Annotated in this window: 14 protein-coding genes; 10 read left to right on the top strand and 4 right to left on the bottom strand. The window is 64.5% G+C overall.

What is annotated here, in order from left to right; translation table 11 throughout:
- Window positions 1-69 precede the first annotated feature (69 nt).
- From V3C33_10540 to mutM, 4 genes are read left to right on the top strand one after another with little or no spacing between them, the layout of a single operon-like run.
- Window positions 70-594, top strand: coding sequence for a YceD family protein (locus V3C33_10540; GenBank protein ID XAS65956.1), 525 nt, complete (start codon window positions 70-72; stop codon window positions 592-594).
- A gap of 36 nt (window positions 595-630) precedes the next feature.
- Window positions 631-834: a 50S ribosomal protein L32 gene (rpmF, locus tag V3C33_10535; protein XAS65955.1), complete on the top strand. Its 204-nt coding sequence runs from the start codon at window positions 631-633 to the stop codon at window positions 832-834.
- 22 nt (window positions 835-856) lie between these two features.
- Entirely contained in the window at window positions 857-1,576 is a 720-nt protein-coding gene (gene rnc / locus V3C33_10530) for a ribonuclease III (protein XAS69717.1), read from the top strand.
- 8 nt (window positions 1,577-1,584) lie between these two features.
- The gene (mutM, locus tag V3C33_10525; protein XAS65954.1) at window positions 1,585-2,595 is read left to right on the top strand and encodes a bifunctional DNA-formamidopyrimidine glycosylase/DNA-(apurinic or apyrimidinic site) lyase; all 1,011 of its coding nucleotides are present in this window, start codon (window positions 1,585-1,587) and stop codon (window positions 2,593-2,595) included.
- A 141-nt stretch (window positions 2,596-2,736) separates the two neighbouring features.
- Here mutM and V3C33_10520 read toward each other — a convergent pair whose 3' ends face one another.
- Window positions 2,737-3,225, bottom strand: coding sequence for a hypothetical protein (locus V3C33_10520; GenBank protein ID XAS65953.1), 489 nt, complete (start codon window positions 3,223-3,225; stop codon window positions 2,737-2,739).
- Window positions 3,226-3,558: 333 nt separating this feature from the next.
- Between V3C33_10520 and smc the strand changes: the two genes are divergently transcribed.
- The gene (gene smc / locus V3C33_10515; protein XAS65952.1) at window positions 3,559-7,167 is read left to right on the top strand and encodes a chromosome segregation protein SMC; all 3,609 of its coding nucleotides are present in this window, start codon (window positions 3,559-3,561) and stop codon (window positions 7,165-7,167) included.
- Window positions 7,168-7,218: 51 nt separating this feature from the next.
- Window positions 7,219-8,439 carry a signal recognition particle-docking protein FtsY gene (ftsY, locus tag V3C33_10510; GenBank protein ID XAS65951.1) on the top strand — a complete coding sequence of 407 codons (1,221 nt, stop codon included), beginning with the start codon at window positions 7,219-7,221 and terminating at the stop codon, window positions 8,437-8,439.
- Window positions 8,440-8,526: 87 nt separating this feature from the next.
- On the opposite strand, the gene V3C33_10505 is transcribed toward ftsY, so the two are convergent.
- Both V3C33_10505 and V3C33_10500 read right to left on the bottom strand, forming a co-directional pair.
- Window positions 8,527-10,215 carry a hypothetical protein gene (locus V3C33_10505; protein ID XAS65950.1) on the bottom strand — a complete coding sequence of 563 codons (1,689 nt, stop codon included), beginning with the start codon at window positions 10,213-10,215 and terminating at the stop codon, window positions 8,527-8,529.
- Between the two features lie 154 nt (window positions 10,216-10,369).
- Window positions 10,370-11,629, bottom strand: a complete 1,260-nt coding sequence (locus V3C33_10500; GenBank protein XAS65949.1) for an MFS transporter — start codon at window positions 11,627-11,629, stop codon at window positions 10,370-10,372.
- A gap of 226 nt (window positions 11,630-11,855) precedes the next feature.
- Here V3C33_10500 and V3C33_10495 point away from each other — a divergent pair, with 226 nt between their 5' ends.
- Window positions 11,856-13,250, top strand: coding sequence for an ammonium transporter (locus V3C33_10495; GenBank protein XAS65948.1), 1,395 nt, complete (start codon window positions 11,856-11,858; stop codon window positions 13,248-13,250).
- On the top strand, window positions 13,247-13,585 hold the full coding sequence (locus V3C33_10490) for a P-II family nitrogen regulator (GenBank protein ID XAS65947.1): 339 nt from the start codon (window positions 13,247-13,249) through the stop codon (window positions 13,583-13,585). Before V3C33_10495 ends, V3C33_10490 begins: the two co-directional genes overlap by 4 nt.
- 135 nt (window positions 13,586-13,720) lie before the next feature.
- Here the strand turns inward: V3C33_10490 and V3C33_10485 are convergent, their stop codons facing one another.
- Complete coding sequence (locus V3C33_10485; protein ID XAS65946.1) at window positions 13,721-15,145, bottom strand: glucose-6-phosphate dehydrogenase; 1,425 nt, start codon at window positions 15,143-15,145, stop codon at window positions 13,721-13,723.
- 148 nt (window positions 15,146-15,293) lie between these two features.
- Here V3C33_10485 and ffh point away from each other — a divergent pair, with 148 nt between their 5' ends.
- Together ffh and V3C33_10475 are read left to right on the top strand one after the other, a co-directional pair.
- A complete protein-coding gene (ffh, locus tag V3C33_10480; protein ID XAS65945.1) occupies window positions 15,294-16,868 on the top strand; it encodes a signal recognition particle protein in 1,575 nt (524 codons plus the stop codon).
- Between the two features lie 54 nt (window positions 16,869-16,922).
- On the top strand, window positions 16,923-17,495 hold the full coding sequence (locus V3C33_10475) for an alpha/beta hydrolase (protein XAS65944.1): 573 nt from the start codon (window positions 16,923-16,925) through the stop codon (window positions 17,493-17,495).
- Window positions 17,496-17,554: the final 59 nt, after the last annotated feature.

The raw sequence follows: 17,554 nt of genomic DNA, 5'->3' as shown, positions 1-17,554 counted from the left end.
TCAGGCTAGGATAGTACGTCGGTCATATGTTCAACAGGAGTTCTCATTAAACGTGATGCTAGTTCGCCCTTGGCGTTCGACGTCAAGGACCTCGGACGCAGTCCGGGGAGCATGCGGACGCTGACGGAACATGTACCTGCACCAAGCGATCTTGGTGTGGCACTCATTGGCGTGAAGCAAGGCTCGGATATCGGGCTGGACCTGAGGCTCGAGGCCGTACACGAAGGAATTCTGGTATCAGGAGACGTAATCGCCAAAGTTACCGGCGAATGCGGCAGATGCCTGGATCCCCTTGCGTATGACCTTGAGGTCAATGTGCAAGAACTTTTCTTCTACGAAGGCGTTCTGCTTTCGGACGAAGAAGACGATGAAGAGCAACGTCGAGTCGAGCACGATCTGATCGATCTTGAACCGGTGTTGCGGGACGCAGTTGTAACCATGCTGCCGTTCCAGCCGGTGTGCCGGGAAGACTGCCAGGGCCTTTGTTCCGAATGCGGAGTTCGCCTGGAAGACGAGCCGGGGCACCACCACGAGGTCTTGGATCCTCGCTGGGCTGCCCTAGCCGACTTGGCTAAGCCTGACCGGCAAAATTGATTTGTAAGTGTTTGTCTAGAGAGAAATGAGTTAGCCGTGGCTGTTCCCAAGCGGAAAATGTCTCGCTCGAATACCCGCGCCCGCCGCTCCCAGTGGAAGGCAACTGCCCCCCACCTGGTGAAGACCGTTGAGAACGGCCAGGTTACGTACAGCCTGCCGCACCAGGCAAAGGTCGTCACCGACTCGGCTGGCACTGCGCTGTTCCTTGAGTACAAGGGCCGCAAGGTCGCTGACGTCTAATAAGCCATAAAGGCTGACTATGATGTCTTCAACTGAAGAGCTTCTGAAGCGTCTCGGTGTCAATATTGACGCCGGGACGCTTCGTCTTGCTCTGACACACCGTTCCTATGCCTACGAAAACGGCGGCATACCCACCAACGAACGCCTCGAGTTCCTGGGGGATTCCATACTGGGATTCTCCGTGACTGACGCGCTGTACCGTGACAACCCAACGCTGCCCGAAGGAGATTTGGCCAAGCGCCGTTCCGCCGTGGTCAGCACGCGGGCACTGGCTGGAATCGGCCGCAGCCTCGGCATCGGTGACTACATCTACCTGGGCCAGGGCGAGAAGCTCACCGAAGGAAAGAACAAGTCCTCCATTCTGGCGGACACCATGGAAGCGCTGATCGGCGCCACCTATGTCTCCAACGACATCGAGACTGCCCGCCGGCTGGTCATGCGGCTGGTCGGGCCGCTGCTCAAGGACGCAGCCGCCCTCGGCGCCGGGACCGACTGGAAGACCAGCATCCAGGAGCTTGCCGCCAGCCGACAGATGGGAACCATCAACTACGCCGTTGACGGCTCCGGCCCTGATCACGCACGTACCTTCGAGGCAGTGCTGATGATCGGCGGCACGGCCTACGGTAACGGCGCGGGGCACTCCAAAAAGGAAGCCGAACAGGAAGCTGCCTCGGACGCCTGGCGCAAGCTGACCGGCACTGCCGGCCCTGCTTCGCAGCCGGAATCCGAAGTCACCAATTAGGCTGCGCTGTGCCTGAACTCCCCGAAGTCGAGGTTGTCCGCCGCGGGCTGGTGAACTGGGTCCGCGGCCGGACAATCACTTCGGTGGACGTCCTGGATCCGCGCTCCATCAGGAGGCACGCCCTGGGCACCGAGGACTTCGCCGGCAACCTTGTAGGCGCCAGAGTCCTGGATGTTGTCCGCCGGGGGAAGTTCCTGTGGATGCCTTTGCGGGACGCTTCATCCGCGGCTGCCGTTGATAGCGGTGCCGCCGACGGCGATGCGGCTCATGACGGTGCCGCCGACGGCGATGCGGCGCCACCCGCCGTCGCGCTGATGGCGCATCTTGGCATGAGCGGCCAGCTGCTGATGCAGGACACCGCAGTCCCGGACGAGAAGCACCTCAAGGTCAGGCTGCGCCTGAGCCCCCGTGATGGCATGCCCGAACAGCTGCGGTTTGTGGACCAACGGATTTTTGGCGGACTGTTCGTCACCTCCATGGTCCCAACGGACGACGGCGGTCCCGGCGGTCTCGCGGAAACCCCCGTGCCGCTGATCGCGGAAGAAGCGTCGCACATTGCCCGGGACCCGCTGGATCCATACTTCTCATTTGACGGCTTCTACCGCCGGCTGCGCGCCCGGAAAACCGGCCTGAAGCGCGCCCTCCTGGACCAGGGTCTGATCTCCGGAATCGGCAACATCTATGCAGATGAGGCGTTGTGGCGGGCCCGGCTGCACTATGCGCGCCCCACAGACACCCTGCGCCGCGCGGAAGCAGAGCGGGTACTGGGCGCAGCCCGGGAGGTCATGCTTGATGCCCTTGCCGCCGGCGGCACGAGTTTTGACTCGCTGTACGTGAACGTCAACGGTGCCTCGGGGTACTTCGACCGGTCCCTGAACGCCTACGGCCGCGAGGGCCAGGAGTGCAGCCGTTGCGCCGCCGTCGGCCTTGTCAGCATCATCAAACGCGAACAATTCATGAACCGGTCCTCCTATACCTGCCCGGTCTGCCAGCCGCGGCCCCGGAGCGGACGCTGGTGAAAGCGGCGCTGGTGACAGCGGTGGTCGTGACAGGTTTAAGCGGCCCGAAACGGCTGAAATGGCAGCACCTGACGACTCGCCGGGTGTTGTTGCGCCGCAGGGTGCCACGCCCATTGGAAAGTCGGCGTCGAGTTTCGGGCGTTATGGGGGCGGCGGTTGGGTTGGTGGCTGCATGGTCCCGTCTCCGGGCAGGTGCAGCAGTCTTCTGTCTCCCAGCGGCTTGGCCAGGGTAATGATCCCGATGGGTACATGCAATACGGCGTCGCAGGGGGTTCCCTCGGGCCCGTTCCGGTAGATCGGGACGAGAGCGACGTCGGCGGAGGTCTGGGCCACGATGACCCCTTGGCCAACCGCGCAACCATCCTGGGAGTACTGGATCACCAGCTGTGCGCCGCCGTCATTGATCTCCAGCAGCCGCCAGTCCCCGATGTCATCGAGGCCTTCCTGGTAGGAGGTGGCCAGGGGCGCGGGCTTCGGCGCGCCCTGGCCCACGAGCCCGATCGGCTTCAGGGGGTCGGCCGCGCCCTGGTTCCAGAGGGTCGTCGGTATGCCGGCGGGCGGCTCAGCGGTACACGCGGCTGTGCCTAGCGAAAAGGCAACAATCACGAGAACCACAGGGATTGTTCTCATCCGCCTCCGACGTGGTCGGGCGGCGGAATCGCGAGCCCTGACACCCGCTGGCTCCGTACCGGCCAGCTCCCTACCTTCAGTCGGTGCAGACATGCCGTCTCCCATCCCCGGTAACAAACGTCCGATTGACTTGAAACTACTCTCGGCCGGCAAGGGTCACAACAGGCCGCGGGAGTCCCCGGTTTCACGAATGGACTTGCCACCATGACAGCGGGATCCGCGGCGCATTGGCTCCTGCCCTAACGGGCCCAAATCCGGGGAAATCCACCGGCAGGCAGTAGATTTAGGGCAGGGAACGCAGCCGCTTCAGCCACTCAGGAGACCAGAAACACCTTGCACCTCAAAAGTCTGACTGTCCGGGGATTCAAGTCGTTTGCGTCGGCCACCACCTTTGACTTTGAGCCCGGCGTCACGGCAGTGGTGGGCCCCAACGGTTCAGGCAAGTCCAACGTGGTGGATGCGCTCGCCTGGGTCATGGGTGAGCAGGGCGCCAAGACACTCCGCGGCGGCAAGATGGAGGATGTCATTTTCGCCGGTACCTCCGGGCGTCCGCCGCTGGGCCGTGCACATGTTTCCCTGACCATAGACAACACCGACGGCGCCCTGCCCATTGAGTACAGCGAAGTCACCATTTCGCGTACTCTCTTCCGGACGGGCGGTTCCGAGTATGCCATCAACGGTGCCGGCTGCCGGCTGCTGGATATCCAGGAGCTCCTCTCGGACTCCGGGCTGGGCCGGGAAATGCACGTCATTGTGGGGCAGGGCCAGCTGGACAAGGTCCTGCACGCCACACCGGAGGACCGGCGCGGGTTCATCGAAGAGGCCGCCGGCATTCTCAAGCACCGCCGCCGGAAGGAAAAGACGGTGCGCAAACTCGAGGCCATGCAGGCCAATCTGCAGCGGCTCAGCGATCTGACGGGTGAAATCAGACGGCAGCTCACACCGCTGGGCAAGCAGGCGGAAGTGGCCCGCCGGGCCCAGAGCGTCCAGTTTGAGGTCCGTGACGCCCGCGCCCGGCTGCTGGCAGATGACCTCGTGCAGCTCCAGGGATCCCTGGACCAGGATGTGGCCGATGAATCAGCGCTCAAGGCCCGCCGCGCCATTGTGGAACAGGAGCTGGAGAGCGGACGCCAGCGGCAGGCCACACTGGAGCAGCTGGCGGCCGAGGCCGCTCCCCGCCTCAGCGCCGCCAGGGACTCGTGGTACCAGCTTTCCGCCGGCCGTGAGCGCCTGCGCTCGCTGGGTTCACTGGCACTGGAACGCTCCCGCCTGCTCGGCTCAGCGGACGCAGCCCCGGATTCCGGCCGGGATCCGGAACAGCTCGAAAGGCAGGCAGTCCGGGTCAGGGGCGAACAGGCCGAACTTGAACGCCATATCCTGGACAAGCGCAGTGCGTTGGAGACCGCCACAGCGGCCCGGAACGACGCCGAGAACGCCGCAAGCGCCGAAGAGAAACGCCTCGCCGCGGTTCTCCGGGCTGCAGCCGACCGCCGCGAAGGACTGGCCAAACTCGCCGGCCAGGTGGGTGCGGCACGGTCCCGGGTGGAGTCCGCTCAGGCGGAACTCGGGCGATTGCGTGAATCCGTGGCCTTCGGTGCCGAACGCCGCCGGCTGGCACAGAGCGAGTTCACCGCCCTTGAAACCCAGGTGGCCGGCGTTGAAGACGGCGAGGAGACTCTGGACGCCGATTACGAAAACGCCAGCGCCGTCCTTGAATCAGTGCTGGCGGAAATCGATTCACTCAAAACCGCCGAACGGGAAGCCGTCCGTGAGCGTGACGCGCTGCTGGCCCGGCGCGATGCCCTGCAGCTTGGCCTGAACCGCAAGGACGGCTCCGAACACGTTCTGCACGCAGGCCTGGAGGGTGTCATTGGCACCCTGGCGGCGATGCTCACCGTTGAAGCCGGCTACGAGACTGCCGTTGCGGCCGCCCTGGGCAGCGCTTCGGATGCCGTGGTGGTCAGTGATTCCGCCGCGGCCATGGCTGCCGTACAGATCCTCAAGGACGACGACGCCGGCCGCGCCGCTCTGATGTTGGAATCACCCGCGGCTTCCCCCGCAGCAAAAGCGCCCGACGGCGGTGTCCCAGCACCCCGCGAAGCGCTGCCGGGCGGTGCCCGGTGGGCCCTGGATCTCGTCTCGGCGGCCGGCCGAGCAGCCGGAGCCGTGGCTCGGCTGCTGGCCGGCACCGCCATTGTGGAGGACCTGGATTCGGCTGCGAAGCTGATGGCCACGCGTCCGGAACTCACCTCAGTGACCAAAGCCGGGGACGTTTTTACGTCCTTTTCCGTCAACGGGGGTTCGGCGAAGGCACCATCGCTGCTGGAGGTGCAGGCCGCCGTCGACGACGCCGTGGCCAGGCTGGCCGCCGTCACCGGCGAGCTGGAGCGAAGCCGCTTTGCCCTGGCCGGTGCCGCGGCGCGGCGGTCTGACGCCCAGGACCGTGCGGACGCTGCCCTGGACAGACTGCATGACTCCGATGCCCGGCTGGCCGCGGTAGCTGAACGGCTGGGCCACCTCAACTCGGTGCTGCGCAGCGCTGTGGGCGAGAGTGACAGGCTGGCCGCATCCCTGGCGAAGGCCGAAGCCAACATCGTCACGGAGCAGGAGGCCCTCGCCGGGGTTGCCGCCCGCCTGGCGGCAGCGCAGGAATCTCCCGCGGAGGAAGAACCATCCACGGGGTACCGCGATTCGCTGGCCCTGGCGGCGTCCCTGGCCCGTTCCGCGGAAATGGACGCGCGGTTGGCGCTCCGCAGCGCAGAGGAACAGCTGACGGCCACCCGGAACCGGGCGGCCTCGCTGGAACGCGCCGCGGCCACTGAACGCCGGGCCCGGGAGGAAGCGACTGAACGGGCGCGCCGCCGCAGGATCCAGGCTCAGCGTGCGGCTGCCGTGTCCGCAGCGGTGGAGCAGGTTGTCGGCTTCATCGACGTCTCGGTGGAGCTGGCACGGCAGGAACGCGATCTCGCGGAGGAAATCCGTGAACGGCGGGACAGCGAACTGCTCGAGGTCCGGACCGGCAATGACGCTTTTGCCCGCGAACTGGCCGAGCTGACGGACTCGGTCCACCGCGACGAACTGGCCCGAGCCCAGCAGCGGCTCCGTATTGAGGCGCTGGAGACCAGATCGATCGAGGAACTCGGCCTCACTGCGGACCAGCTGGTGGCCGATTATGGCCCGGACAAGCCCGTGCCTTTGCCTGCCGGGGAGTCTGATGACAAATGGGCTGCGTTGCGGACCCGGGTGGACGACGACGGCAATCCGGTTCCGGAGGGCAGGCCGTTCGTCCGGGGGGAGCAGGAGAAGCGTCTCCGCAAGGCCGAACGCGATCTCTCGGCGTTGGGCAGGGTGAATCCGCTCGCGCTGGAGGAGTTTGCGGCGTTGGAAGAACGGCATCAGTTCCTCAGCACCCAGCTGGAGGATCTCAAATCCAGCCGCAAGGATCTGCTGGAGATCATCAAGGAGGTTGATGACCGGGTGCAGAAGGTCTTTGCGGAGGCTTTCGAAGATACCGCGGCACAGTTCGTGCGGGTCTTTGCCCGGCTGTTTCCCGGCGGCGAAGGCAGGCTCATTCTGACCGACCCCTCGGACATGCTCGCCACCGGCATCGAGGTGGAGGCGCGCCCCGCCGGCAAGAAGATCAAGCGGCTTTCGTTGCTGTCCGGGGGAGAGCGGTCGCTGACCGCCGTGGCGCTGCTGGTGGCCATCTTCAAAGCCCGCCCGTCGCCGTTCTACGTGATGGACGAGGTTGAGGCAGCCCTGGATGACACCAATCTGGGGCGGCTGATCACGATTTTCGAGGAACTCCGCGAGTCCAGCCAGCTGATTGTGATCACGCACCAGAAACGCACCATGGAAGTCGCCGACGCCCTCTACGGCGTGACCATGAGGGGCGACGGCGTGTCCACCGTGATCAGCCAGCGCCTGGGCGCCAACGTGTAGGTGCCGTCCATGTCCGGACAAGCCCCAAGGCGTTTGTGAGAAGCTAGGGGAGTGAATGACATCCTCCCTATTATTCTGTCCATTGTTGCTGCCCTGGTGGTTATTGGCGGGCTGATCCCGGTCCTGATGAAGACCCGGAAGAACATCACCCGGTACCCCGGCACCAGGGATGAGAACGATCCCGCTGCCCCGCAGGGCGGCGGCGGAACGCTTACCGAGGACCGCCCGGAGGCGGCGCCGGAGCGTAAGGCGCCTGCCGCCGTCGACCTTGAAGATCTTGAAGATCTTGAGGCAACTGAAGTCCCCGACGACGTCGCTGGGCTGGAAACCATCCCGGTGGAAACCCCGCTGCCAGTTGCGGGGCGCCTTACCCGGCTGCGTGAACGCCTGGTCAGGTCCAACAACATCCTGGGCAAGGGATTGCTGGCGCTGCTGTCCAGGGACACCATCGACGAGGACGTCTGGGACGAAGTCGAGGAAACGCTGTTGCTCGCGGATCTGGGAACCGAACCCACCATGCAGCTGGTCGATGCGCTGCGCGAGCGGGTGAAGGTGCTCGGCACCAGGACCCCGGAGCACGTCAAGGCGCTACTCCGCGAAGAACTCATCAAGCTCGTTGACCCGTCCATGGACCGCAGCCTGCGCATTGAACGCCACGCTGACAAGCCCGCGGTCATGATGGTGGTCGGTGTCAACGGCGTGGGCAAGACCACCACTGTTGGCAAGCTGGCCCGTGTACTGGTGGCCGAGGACAAGGATGTCCTGCTCGGCGCCGCTGACACCTTCCGTGCGGCAGCCGCTGAACAGCTGGCCACATGGGGCCAGCGTGTGGGAGTTCCCACCGTGAAGTCCGACGTCGACGGTGCAGACCCGGCGTCGGTGGCCTATGAGGCGGTGAAGGCGGGCATCGAGCAGGAAGTCGACGTGGTGATGATCGATACCGCCGGCCGCCTGCAGAACAAGGTTGGCCTCATGGACGAACTCAGCAAGGTCAAGCGTGTGATCGAGAAGCTGGCCGAAGTCGATGAGGTGCTGCTGGTGCTGGATGCCACCACCGGCCAGAACGGACTCAACCAGGCACGGGTGTTCTCCGAGGTGGTCAACATCACCGGCATTGTGCTTACCAAACTGGACGGAACCGCTAAAGGCGGAATCGTCGTCGCCATTCAGAAGTCACTCGGTGTCCCGGTCAAACTGATCGGACTCGGCGAGGGTGCGGACGATCTTGCACCGTTCGAAGCCGAAAGCTTTGTCGACGCCCTGCTGAACTGACGCCCCGCCCGCCCAGCTGGGTAGCAGATAACGCTGTCTTGAGCGCTCAAAACAGCGTCTGCTGCTACCCAGTTGGGCGTTGGCCGGCTAGTACTTGAAGTTCAGGACCGTCGCGGTGCCGGCCGTGAGTACGAAGTTCTGGGTATCGGAACCGTAGGTGAATCCCGGTACCGTAGCCCGCTTAGCAAGAGGGACGGGGGCAGATTGTGCGCCGTCAATCGCTGTGCTGTCCTGCGCCGCGAAGCCGGGTCCGGTCAGCTGTGTCATGGTTCCGGTCAGGGCTTTGCCCGGGAGTTTCAGAGACACCTTGGTCTGCGCTGCCTTCTCGGGGTTGTTCTCGTTGACAAGGACCACCGTTGTGCTGCCGTCGGCGTTCTTCAGGGCGTAGGAGTATGCCAGGCCGCCTCCGGAGCCTTCAAGCTTGAGGAACTTTCCGGCCTCCAGATCCGCCACCATGGCCATGCCGAAGTAATTCGCCCGCCCCGATACTTCGCCGTTCGGCTGGAGGTAGTTGCCGCCGCTGCAGATGACGGACATGGGCGGTCCGCCCTTGCAGGTCAGCATGGAGCTGTGGAAGCCCATCCGGGTGATCCCCAGCTTTGCGGCGTTGAGGGCGTAGTCAACGCTCCAAAGTGCCGATGCATGGGTCTTGGTGGTCTCGTTGGATCCCGGGCAGGCTGTCATTCCCGTTTCCGCCAGCCAGGTTTCGAGCCCGGAGGCTTTGGCGGCCTCAAGCGCATGGTTCTGGTAGCTGGCTGCACGGTCATGCATGGACGTGCTCATCAAATTAGCCAGGGAGGGGAAGCCCTCGGAGCTCTTATCGGTGCAGCTGAAGAGCGGGTAGTTGTGGAAAGACAGGATCTTTTTCTGCGGGATCTGGGCGTCGATAAATGGCTTCCACCATTTCTGGTCGTACACCCCGGGACCTGAGATGGCCACGCCGGGAGCGGCGGCATTAATCGCATTCGCGTAAGCCTTGAGCTCCGTGACGTAATCTTCAGAACCATAGTCTTTATTGCGCAAGCCAGTGTAGGCCAACCCGTTCGGCTCGTTGCCGATGGTGACGCTCAGGAGCCGAGGTCCGAAGACCTTCGAGGCGTTTTTGACCATGTCGGCTGCGCGGTCCGGGTCGTAGTGGCCCAGATCCACGGTCAGACTGATTTTCGCATCAGTGGCGTTCAGGAGTGTGGCTACGCGCTGCAGGTCGCTGGGACCAACCGCCCGTGCGGGATGCGCTTTGTCGCCCTTGTAGTCGGACGGCAGCGGTTCGTTCGAGGACGTCCAGAAGAAACGGCGATCCACGGCGTTGCCGCCGAAACGCAGAACAGGGTTGTCGGCATCTTTAAGCAATTTGACCATGGAGGCGTTGTCGACGCTGAGATTGGGGTCGGCCAGATCAGTGGCTTCCAGCGAGATTCCCACCATGCCCTTATTGAGGGAAGTACCCACCTCGTCCCCTGAAACCTTTACTTCCAACGGGTCGACGGCCTCGAGCGGTGAACCTGCGGGGGGACCGGCCTGGTTGTAGTACGTCACCGCCGGTGCCGGAGGCAGGGACTTGCTCGGCGTCGGCTTGGCCGCCGCGGTGGTGCTGGACGGCGCAGTGGCAGCCTGGGGCGTGACAAATTGTGAAACGGTCAGGAACAGAGCCACCAGCGCAATCACGGCTACAGCGGAAATTGCCGCGATGATTCGCAGCTTCTTCCGCTTCGTGCTGGCTTGGGTTTCAGCGTACGTTTCAGGGTGGTCGTCAGGTAACGGGTCAGGGTGGGTCATAGACGTGTTTCTCCAGCGCGATTGGGACGTTTCCGTCAAGCGTAGCCAATTCCGCGGCCGGAACAGACACAGTGGCGCCCACGAACGTACGCCGACACCCAAGTAGGTCGCAGGTAACGCTGTTCTGGGCGCTGAAAACGGCGTCTGCTGCCACCTAGTTGGGTGGGGCACCCGTGTCTGATGTCCGGTGCATGGGCTCCCGCACCAGCGACCAGGCCGCGGCGGATGCCAGGAGAACACCACCGGTGACGGCGAACGCCCAGCCATAGCCAAGCCGGTCCGCCAAAAGGCCGGCGAGCACCGGACCGATGATGGCACCGATGTCTGCCGTCATCTGGTAGACCGCCAGTACTCGGCCCCCGGACCTGTCACGCCCGATCACGTCGGCGATGGCGGCCTGCTGGGCAGGACTGAGCAGCCCGGAGCCGATGCCGGCGATCGCCGAAGCCACCAGGAACCAGCCGAGGTTGTGCGTCAGACCGATCGCGGCCGTGGAGATCCCGGTGACGAACAGCCCCGAAATCATCATGGGTCTGCGGCCGAGCGAATCCGCGAGCCGGCCGGAGAATGTCAGGGCCAGGGCGTTGCCGGCAGCAAAAACGGCGAGCGCCAGGCCTGCGGCTCCAGGGCCGGAGCCCAGCGCGGCGACGGCAAAGAGCGGGACCGTGGCCATCCGCACACCGAATGTTGCCCAGCCGTTGGCGAAACTCGAGAACAGCGCCGCGCGGTAGGCGCCGTCGCCCAGGGCTTCGCCGAGCTTCATATCGGGCGACGAGGAACCGGCCAGCCGCGAGGAACCCGGAACGTGGCTGAGCTGGGTCTGCACCACGATCGCCGCCAGTACAAGGGCGGCCGCATACGCCAGAAACGGTATACGCAGCCCGAATCCTGCCAGCATGCCGCCAACGATCGGCCCGCAGACATTGCCGATCAGAAACGCGGATGCATACGCCCCCGAGACCCGTCCGCGGCTTTCCGGTGGAGCAAGCCTGATGACCAGGGCCATCGAAGCCACCGTAAACATCACCGAACCGGCACCACCGAGCCCGCGGAACACCAGCAGCTGCCAGTAGTCCTGGGCGAAGGCACAAGCCGCCGTCGACGCCGCGACAATCAGCAGCCCCGCCACATACACCGGGCGCTCGCCGAGCCTCCCGATCAGCGCACCGCCAGCAGGGGCAAAGACGAGCCGCATCAGCGCAAAAATACTGACGATCACTGCCGCTGCCGTGGCACCGACATCAAAGGTGGTGGCGAACTGCGGCAAAACGGGTGCCACCAGGCCAAATCCCAGTGCGATGAGGAAGGCTGCCGCGAGCATCACCTTGATGTCACGGGGGAGCTTGGCACGGCCGGGCCCGCCGGCGGCGAAAAACCGGGCTCTGGCGGTGGCAGGGCGGGGAGGTGCCGTCATGGTGAAGGTGTCCTTGCGGATTTGGTGGGCCGGGTGGCTACTTATGCCGTGAAACATAACCGTAACAAGCCGGAGATGCACCATTTACTTCCAAGAGGTTGTTGTAACAAGCCGGCAATGTAAATCCTCCGTAGGCGAAACACAGCGAGACCAGACTCTTCTTAGAACGCAAAAGGCGTTGGGACAGGCGGACAACTCCGCACAAAAGCAAGAGAGGACGTAGACCATGGAACTCACCGCAGGTCTCGTTTGGCTCCTGGTCGCTTCAGCACTAGTGCTGTTCATGACCCCGGGCCTGGCATTCTTCTACGGCGGCATGACCCGCGCCAAGTCGGCTTTGAACATGATGATGATGAGCTTCGTCGCCATTGGAACCGTCGGCATCATGTGGGTCCTGTGGGGCGCTTCGATGGCTACGAGCAACGAAGACAACTTCTTCCAGATCTTCGCTAACCCGTTCAGCCACTTCGGGCTGCACAACTTCACCGACCCCGCGGATCTGCTCAAGGTAGGCTACGCAGCCACCTTCGCCATCATCACCGTGGCCCTGATCTCCGGAGCTGTCGCCGATCGCGCGAAATTCTCGGCATGGGTCATCTTCACTCCCATCTGGGCCACCCTCGTTTACGCGCCGCTGGCCTTCATGGTCTGGGGTGGCGGGCTCTTCTCCAAGGACGGCTGGTTCGGCCAGACGTTCGCTCCCGTGATTGACTTCGCCGGCGGCACCGTTGTCCACATCAACGCCGGCGTGGCCGGCCTGATCCTGGTTCTGATCATCGGTAACCGCAAGGGCTTCGGCAAGGACCCGAACCACCGCCCGCACAACGTCCCGTTCGTTATGCTCGGTGCCGCGATCCTCTGGTTCGGCTGGTTCGGCTTCAACGCCGGTGCCGCTGCCACGGTTGAGCAGGCTGGCCTGATCTGGATCAACACCCTCGCTGCCCCGGCGGCCGCAATGCTCGGCTGGCTCGCCGTCGAACGCTTCCGCGACGGTCACCCGACCTCCCTCGGCGCCGCATCGGGCGTCGTAGCCGGGCTCGTGGCCATCACCCCGGCCTGCGCCAACGTCTCCCCCCTCGGTGCGATTGCGCTCGGCGTCGTCGCCGGTGTCGCCTCCGCCCTGGCCGTCGGCCTGAAGTTCAAGTTCGGCTACGACGACTCGCTCGACGTCGTCGGTGTCCACCTTGTCTCGGGTGTTGTCGGCACCGTGGCGATCGGCTTCCTCGCCACCCCGACCCAGGGCACGGCAGGTCTCTTCTACGGCGGAGGCACCTCCCAGCTCGTCGCCCAGGCTCTCGCGGCGCTCCTGTCCATCATCTTCACCGCGGTGATGACCTTCATCATCGCCTTCCCGATCCACAAGACCATGGGCTTCCGGGTCTCCCAGGAGCAGGAAGTGGTTGGCGTGGACCTGAGCCTGCACGCAGAGACCGCCTACGAATTCGGTGTCGGCGGCCACGGCGGAAGCTTCCAGCCGCTGCATGAACTGATTACCGGCAAGCCGCAGGGCGAAGACGCCGGGGCCGCAGCTGGGGCCCCAGCCAACACAGCAGCCACAGCGGACGTCACCTCAAACGGCAAGAAGACCGCAGCAGCAGGTAAGGAAAGCGTGGGGGCATGAAACTGATCACAGCAATCGTCCGTCCGGAGAAACTCGATGCCATTCGGGAAGGGCTGGAGGCCTACGGTGTGCAGGGCCTGACGGTCAGTGCAGCCAGCGGCTACGGCCGGCAGCGCGGCTACACCGAGGTGTACCGCGGGGCCGAGTACAACGTGGACCTCCTGCCCAAGATCCGGGTAGAGGTACTGGCCACCGACGAACAGGCGGACGACATCCTGGATGTCATCATCGCCAGTTCAAACACCGGCAGGGCCGGCGACGGCAAGGTCTGGACGATGGATGTGTTCGAGGCTGTGAGGGTGAGGACAGGCGAACGCGGCGTAGCCGCCATCTAGCCGCAGTCCCTGGACTCCCTCCAGGGTAATAAGAAGAGCGGGCCGGGCATCTGGAAAAGGTGTCTTGCCCGCTCTTCTTATCTTTAGCCTTTAGCTACCGGCAACTACCGGTCAATACCGGCAACTACCCCCGGTTCAGCCACCCGGCGCAATGGAAGCCCGTACAGCGGAAGATGACCAGCCGCCGGGGCCTGAAGCGCCGGCGTCGTACTCTTCCAACGGAACGGTGCCCCGGGACCAGGCCTTGAGGACCGGCTCAACAATCCGCCAGCAGTCCTCGGCTGTGTCGCCTCGCACGGAAAGCAACGGGTCGCCGGTGAGTACGCCTTCCAGGACCTCGCCGTAGGGGAGCAGCTCGGAGGCGTTGAGTTCGGCATTCAGCGTGGTGCGGTCCAGCCTGAAGATGTTGCCGGGGCCGTTCACATCGACGTCGAGCTGCAGGGTGTCCGGTCCGAAACCGATCCGTAGCTGGTTGGGGGAGTCCACGCCGGAGAAGCCCCTGGGCAGGTGCGGGACCCGCCGGAAGGTGACCACGGCTTCCTTCCGCGTGGTGCCCAGCGCCTTGCCGGAACGCAGGATGAAGGGGACCCCCTTCCACCGCCAGTTGTCGATCTCCACCCGGACCTCGGCGAGGGTTTCAGTGTTCTTTGCGGCGTCCACGCCGTCTTCCCCGGCATAGTCCGGAACTTCCCTGCCGGCAATGCTTCCGGCCGCGTAGCGTGCCCGGCGGGTGGACTTCGCGTATGGCGCATTGATGCTGCTGGCGCGGAGTACGGCGGACACGGCGTCGCGGAGATCGCGCTCGCCGATGCTCGCCGGTGCTTCGATGGCCATCAGGGCCATGATCTGCAGCAGGTGGCTTTGGATCATGTCGCGGAGGGCACCGGCGCCGTCGTAGTAGCGTGCGCGTCCTTCCAGGGCCAGATCCTCATCGAAGATGATTTCCACCTTCTCGATGTGTTCGCGGTTCCACACCGGCTCCAGGAAATTGTTGGCGAAGCGCAGCCCCAGTATGTTCAGCACGGTGGCCTTGCCCAGGAAGTGGTCCACCCGGTGGATGTGGTCTTCGGGAACCAGCGATGCCAGCGTCCGGTTGAGCTCACGCGCGGATTCCTCGCTGGAACCGAAAGGCTTCTCCATCACCAGACGCGTTCCCGCCGGGACCTGGGCCGGGGTGAGCACCCCGCAGGCCAGCTGGCTGACATGCGGAGGCAGCGCAAAGTAGACCGCCACGGGGCCGTCGAGTTCCGCCAGCAAAGACGCCAGGGGGCCGTCCGCCGTGACATCGAGCCGGTGGTAGGCCGTGGTTTTTTCGATGGCTTTCAGGGCCCTTTTTCCGGCGGCATCCGAGGAACCGGCGGCATCGGCGAACGCGGTGTGTACACGGTCCTGCCACTGTTCAGGCGCCCAGGCGTCGGAGCCGGCGCCCACCAGTTTCAGCCCTGCGGCGCGTCCCTTGGCCACGAGCCTGGCCAGTCCTGGCAGCAGCAATCGGCCGGTGAGATCGCCTGAAGCTCCGAGGATGAGCAGTGTTTTCACAGTTGTTTGGCTCGTCACCATGCCAGCATGCCATCTTGAAGGCCCGTCTTGGTACCCTAGATAGTCGAGTCCCGTTGTAGAGGCAGTTGGTTCAGACGAACAACAGCCACGACACTGGCGCGCCGCACCGGCCGCCATGAGTAGATCCACTGAAAGAAGTGCACGGCGCGTGTTCAATTCACTCTCTGACCGGTTGACAGCAACCTTCAAGAATCTCCGTGGCAAGGGCCGCCTCACCGAGGCGGACGTTGATGCCACAGTCCGCGAGATCCGGCGGGCCCTCCTGGACGCTGACGTTGCCGTATCCGTGGTTCGGGAATTCACCGGCCGCGTCCGTGAGCGCGCGCTCGGCGCCGAAGTCTCCGGCGCGCTGAACCCGAGCCAGCAGATTGTCAAGATCGTCAACGAGGAACTCGTTGAAATCCTCGGCGGCGAAACACGCCGGATCCGTCTGGCCAAAACCGGGCCCACCATCATCATGCTGGCCGGCCTCCAGGGCGCCGGCAAGACCACCCTCGCCGGCAAGCTCGCCAAGTGGCTCAAGGCCCAGGGCCACAGCCCCATCCTGGTAGCGTGCGACCTCCAGCGCCCCAACGCTGTTACGCAGCTCCAGATTGTGGGCCAGCGCGCCGGTGTCCCCGTGTTCGCGCCGCACCCCGGTGCCACCTCCGAACTGGACGTCACAACCGGCGATCCGGTCGCCGTCGCCCGTTCCGGTGTGGAGGAAGCGCGCCAGAAGCTGCACGACGTCGTGATCGTGGACACCGCCGGCCGCCTCGGTGTTGACACCGAAATGATGGAACAGGCCCGCCAGATCCGTAAGGCCATTGTGCCGAACGAAGTGCTGTTCGTCATCGACGCCATGATCGGCCAGGACGCCGTGAATACGGCGGTGGCCTTCGATGAGGGCGTCAACTTCACCGGTGTTGTGCTGTCAAAGCTCGACGGCGACGCCCGCGGCGGTGCCGCGCTTTCGGTGGCGTCGGTGACCGGCAAGCCCGTGATGTTTGCGTCAACCGGCGAAGGCGTGGATGATTTTGAACTGTTCCACCCGGACAGGATGGCGTCACGCATCCTGGACATGGGCGACGTTCTTTCCCTGATCGAGCAGGCCGAGAAGTCCTGGGACAAAGACGAAGCCGCACGGATGGCGAAGAAATTCGCCGACCAGGAAGATTTCACCCTGGACGACTTCCTGTCCCAGATGCAGCAGATCCGCAACATGGGTTCCATGAAGAAGATGCTCATGATGATGCCGGGTGCGGCAAGCATGAGGCAGCAGCTGGAGCAGTTCGACGAACGCGAGATCGACCGCGTTGAGGCAATTGTCCGCTCCATGACCCCGCATGAGCGTGTTGCCCCGAAGATCATGAACGGTTCACGCCGTGCACGGATTGCGCGTGGCTCCGGTGTGCACGTCTCCGAGGTCAACGGCCTGCTGGAGCGCTTTGCCCAGGCCCAGAAGATGATGAAGAAGATGGCCCAGGGCGGCGGCATGCCGGGGATGCCAGGCATGGGCGGGCCAGGCGGCGGCCGTAAGGCGGTCAAGAGCGCGCCCAAGAAGAAGGCCCGTTCCGGAAACCCGGCCAAGGCAGCACAGGAACTCCGCGACGCGGAGGCGAAGCGTGCCAGCGGGCCGAAGCCAGTCCCCACGGGTGCCTCTTTCGGGCAGCAGTCCGCCGACTTCGATCCGTCCCAGCTCAGCCTGCCCAAGGGCTTCGACAAATTCCTCGGCGGCAAGTAGCGCCCGGCTATGTCGGCCACGCCTGTTGTCATACCGTTGCCATAGGGTTAGCAGATGCTCAAACAGCGCGTAGTTTTCGTCCACGGGACGGGTGCTGTCGGTGCCGCCGCGTGGCCCCGACAGCACGGGCTGGCATTGGACTTTGACGCGCTCTTCCTGCGCCGTGCGGGATACTCCGGGGGCGAGACGTCGGGAGCCACGGAGTTCCTCGCTGACAAGGAAATCGTGCTGGAGGCTCTCGGCTCAGGCGGACATGTAGTGGCTCATGACGGAGGTGCTCCCGCGGCCATGCTTGCCGCAGTCGAACATCCGGAACTGGTCCGGTCCCTGGTCCTGTGCGAACCAGCGTGTCTTTCGCTGACGGTGGGGCTTCCGGTGACGGACTCATATATCGCCCAGCACGGACATGACGCCGAACGTCCCTGGGAAGCCCCGCTGTCCATCGTTCCCGGGGTGCCTACGCTTGTGCTGACTGGCGGCTGGGAGCCCATGTACGAAGAGGTTGCACACTATCTGGCTGCCACGGGCGCCATCCACCGGACGGCGCCCGGAGCCCACCGCCCGCAGGATTCGGCAGAAGGAGCCGCGCTGGTGAAGCAGTTCCTTCGGCGGCGCAGCAACCCTTAGCAGTGCCACGCAACATCCGGGTGCAGATCAGGGGGACGCCGGCTCCGGCAGCCGCCCCG

The sequence above is a fragment of the Micrococcaceae bacterium Sec5.7 genome, assembly GCA_039636785.1.
Lineage (GTDB): Bacteria > Actinomycetota > Actinomycetes > Actinomycetales > Micrococcaceae > Arthrobacter.
The sequence above is the reverse complement of the archived record's forward strand: the minus strand, read 5'-3'. Positions and strand labels throughout refer to the sequence as shown.